The following is a 3,670-nucleotide window of genomic DNA, read 5'->3' on the forward strand; positions in this document are numbered from 1 at the left end:
CCCGCGAGGTTGACACCGAGTTTCATCGCGCCCTCAAGACAGCGCGCAGCCGTGGTCTATTGTCGATGCTAAACTGATTCGGCCGCGCAGAAGCAGGGCCGACCCTGAGTCCGAAGCGTTAACACAAACCTAACCATATCAACATGAATTAACCTCAAGCTTTTGATTGGGTGGGGATCTCGTCCGTGAAGCGGCTGGGCGCTCGATCCCGCAGCGATGGCCGCCCTCTTCTCGGTTAATATTCAGGCATCGCGCGGCCGCCCGTGTAGGACTGCGTCAGGTCGGATGCGGAAAGTCCGCTTCCGGCCAGAACGGCAGAGTCCGTTCCCCACCCCATCCGGACCTTCGAGGGCAGCGCTTCGAATGTCCGCAAGGGGTCAGGACTTCACTTTAGGCGATCGCCAATCTGCCTGCTTCCTCACCTGAACGCGCAAGCTCGCACCGTAGGCGTGCTGCCCCGTCAAGTTTGAGGTGAACCCTCAAGGCTGCGCGCAAAGTGCCTCGGCCTCGCGCTGGTGGGTCACGCCATCATAGCCGGGGCAGCCGGTGAGCGCGCCGTCCCGGATCTCGCGCACAACGAACAGAAGCAGCAGGCCGACCAGCAGCATCAGCACGGCCCAGGTGCCGAGTTCTGACGGGCGCTCGCCGGGCAGCAGCGCGTCGATGATCCGGCTTAGCCGATGCCATCGCTGGCGCAGGCGCGAAGGTGAGCGGCGGCTCTCGGGCATGAGCTCTGATCTGGGACGTGAGGGGGTACGACAGGGCTCAGCCGAGCCAGCCGCTGACCACCAGGGCGAACAGGTAGAAGACCAGGACGAGCGCTACGCACACCGCGAAGCCTTCCGGGGGAAGCTCGCGCCTCACGGCGGTGGCGCCGTTCGCCGACGGGGCGCCTTGGCTGCCGGATTAGCTCCGTCACCGAAACGGCCTTCCCCGAGATCGTCCAGATGCGGGATCGAGCCGCGTTGGACATCACCGTGCGCACCAGAGTGATATCCAACGCACAGGTGCAGGCCCGCATGGGTCGGGCCGGATCCGATGGGCGCGTTGGGTATCACGAGGCGCCGAATGCCGTTCTCCGGACAATGGTTTGGGCCCGTGTTGGATATCACGGACGGCGCAGCGATCGTGGCCGACCAAAGCGCTCAGACCGAGTGCGGGTAAGTATCGAATCGCGTGCGATGGCGCACATGGTGCTTTACGAGGCCTCGGTTCAGCGTTACACAAGCACCAGTTCGCCGAACACAATTGCCAATTCTGTCTTTATTTGATCCATAACGCTTTTTTGGCTTGCGCAGACCTGTCGGGCTGCGGTACAAGCGCGGCTGTTGCATCCCGCCACAGAGCGCGCCAAGCGGCTCCGAGGGCGGCGCCGAACACAATTGGCAATTCTGACCACCCAGGCACCGGCTCCGCCGCGTGCGAGGACGTGCCGCCATGACCCGCAGCCCAGCCCCTGCCGGCTCGTCCCGGTGCCCGGCCAAGCGCTCGCCCGCGCTCTCCGGCATGTCGCTCCACACGGCTCAGGGCCGGCGCAAGTACCTCACCCCCGACGAGCGCACCCGCTTCCTCGCGGCGGCCAGCCGTCAGCCGCCCGAGACGCTCACCCTGTGCCTGATCCTGGCCTGGACCGGCTGCCGCATCTCGGAGGCGCTGGCCCTGACCCATGCCGACCTCGACCAGCAAGGCGGCATCGTCAGCCTGCACTGCCTCAAGAAGCGTCGGCAGGGTGTGGTGCGCGACGTGCCGGTGCCCAACGGCATCATCGCCATCCTCGATCTCGTGCACGACCTCCAGCCTTCCGAGCAGCGGCTCTGGTCGTTCGGGCGCAGCACCGCTTGGCAGCGGGTCAAAACCGTGATGCGCGAGGCGGGCGTGAGCGCCTCGGCCGCCTCGCCCAAGGGCCTGCGTCACGGCTTCGGCGTGCACGCGCTGCACTCGGGCGTGCCGCTCACCCTTCTGCAGCGCTGGCTCGGCCATGCCAGCCTGTCGACCACTGCCATCTACGCCGACGTGCTCGGCGCCGAGGAACGCGAGATCGCTGCCCGCATGTGGTAGCCGGCGCGGCTGGGCCTGTCCCGTCCCGCCTCGCGACAGCCCCGTCGGGGGCGACGCGGCGGTGATCCTCGAGCACCGCTTCGCCCACATCCCGCAGGACGCACGCCGCGGCCGCGCCTGGGTCGCCAGCCTCGCGCCTCTCTTCACGGCAAGCCTGGCTCCGGACGAGGCCGTGCCCATCGATGCCTTCCTGCGCTATCAGCATCTCGGTTCGTGCGTGCTCGCGGCCGACAAGGGCCCGTCCCAGGTGCTGCAGCGGACCCCGGAGCAGGCTAGGGCTCAAGCGCTCGACCATCTCGTCCTCTGGACCCCGCTCCACGGCCGCGCCCGCCGTGTCGACGGAGATCAGGTCGACAGCGTCGGGCCGGGCGAGATCCTCGTCCTCGACCTGTCGCATCCCGTGCAGATCGAGATGGAGGCCCTCGCCGCGCGGGCCCTCCTCGTCCCGCACCGCCTCGTTGACGACGGACGCGAGCCGCCCGACCGTCACGGGGGCATTGACTTGCGCCGTGATCGTCACCTGGACGCCTTGGTCGCCGGTCATCTCTGCAGGCTCGGCGACTGCCTGCCGGATCTCACCGCCACCCAGGTCCAAACCGTCGCTTCGGCCACGCTGACGCTCTGCCGCGTTCTGCTGCAGGGGCAGACGTCCGGAAGCGCCTCGGGCTTGCCCGGGAAGCGGGATGATCTCGGTCTTGAGGTGCGCCGCTACATCGAGAGCAATCTCGCCACGGTCGATGCGTCGACGCTGATGAGCCGCTTCGGCCTCTCGCGCACGCCGCTCTATCGGCTGTTCTCCGAATGCGGCGGTCTCTACGCCTACATTCGCCAGCGCCGGCTCGCCGAGGCGATGCGGCGGCTGCGGCAGGTACCCGCGGGCCGGCGACCGGAGCTGGCCCGGCTCGCTCACGCCTGCGGCTTCCACAACCAGACGGTCTTCGCCCGCGCCTTTCGGCGCCGCTACGGCCTCAACCCCAGCGAGGTCGCGATCGGTGAGGTCGTACCCGCTGGCGCGAACGCTGCCGATCCAACCTTGCTCGCCTGGCTGCGCGAGCTGTGACCACGGCCGGGACGGAACGTCAGCAGATCAGGACGGAGCATCAGCACCGCACTGGCGGAAGGCCGAAATCCTCGTCGCTCGGCTGAGGGGCCACCCCGGAGACTGGCCCGGTCCGCGCAGATCCCCCGCGCGGCTCACCGGGACACCTCGCCCATGCCGTCCGCCGTCACCCTCTCGGCCGCAACCCGCCAGAACCTGCTCTCGCTGCAGGACACGGCCGCCCTCGCCTCGACCAACCAGAACCGCCTCTCCACCGGCAAGAAGGTCAACACAGCGCTCGACAACCCGGTGAACTTTTTCACCGCCTCGAGCCTCACCGATCGGGCCGCCGCCCTGTCGGGCCTGCTCGGCGGCATCTCAAACGGCATCCAGACCATCCAGGCCGCCGCCAAGGGCGTCGACACGCTCACCGCGCTGGTCAAGCAGATGCAGTCGGTGGTGAGCCAGGCCCAATCGAACGCCACCACCAACCTGCCCAAGCTCCAGGGCACTCAGGCTGTCAATCGGCGTCCAAAAGGGACCCAGGATCGGCGTCCAAAAGGGACCCACCGG

Annotated in this window: 3 protein-coding genes and 1 pseudogene; 3 read left to right on the forward strand and 1 reads right to left on the reverse strand. The window is 67.9% G+C overall.

All coding sequences use genetic code 11. From position 1 onward, the window contains the following. Nucleotides 1–479 precede the first annotated feature (479 nt). The gene (locus AX737_RS04730) at nucleotides 480–728 is read right to left on the reverse strand and encodes a hypothetical protein (protein ID WP_066919384.1); all 249 of its coding nucleotides are present in this window, start codon (nucleotides 726–728) and stop codon (nucleotides 480–482) included. 709 nt (nucleotides 729–1,437) lie between these two features. On the opposite strand from AX737_RS04730, the gene AX737_RS04735 reads away from it, so the two are divergent. The 3 genes and pseudogenes from AX737_RS04735 to AX737_RS04745 form a co-directional block, all read left to right on the forward strand. Then, nucleotides 1,438–2,058, forward strand: coding sequence for a site-specific integrase (locus AX737_RS04735; protein ID WP_066919386.1), 621 nt, complete (start codon nucleotides 1,438–1,440; stop codon nucleotides 2,056–2,058). Between the two features lie 61 nt (nucleotides 2,059–2,119). Then, nucleotides 2,120–3,118: a helix-turn-helix domain-containing protein gene (locus AX737_RS04740; protein ID WP_066919388.1), complete on the forward strand. Its 999-nt coding sequence runs from the start codon at nucleotides 2,120–2,122 to the stop codon at nucleotides 3,116–3,118. A 153-nt stretch (nucleotides 3,119–3,271) separates the two neighbouring features. Continuing rightward, nucleotides 3,272–3,670, forward strand: a pseudogene (locus AX737_RS04745) (flagellar protein); the annotation flags it as partial.

It is taken from the genome of Methylobacterium sp. CCH5-D2 (assembly GCF_001556475.1).
In the GTDB taxonomy this organism is placed as follows: domain Bacteria; phylum Pseudomonadota; class Alphaproteobacteria; order Rhizobiales; family Beijerinckiaceae; genus Methylobacterium; species Methylobacterium hispanicum.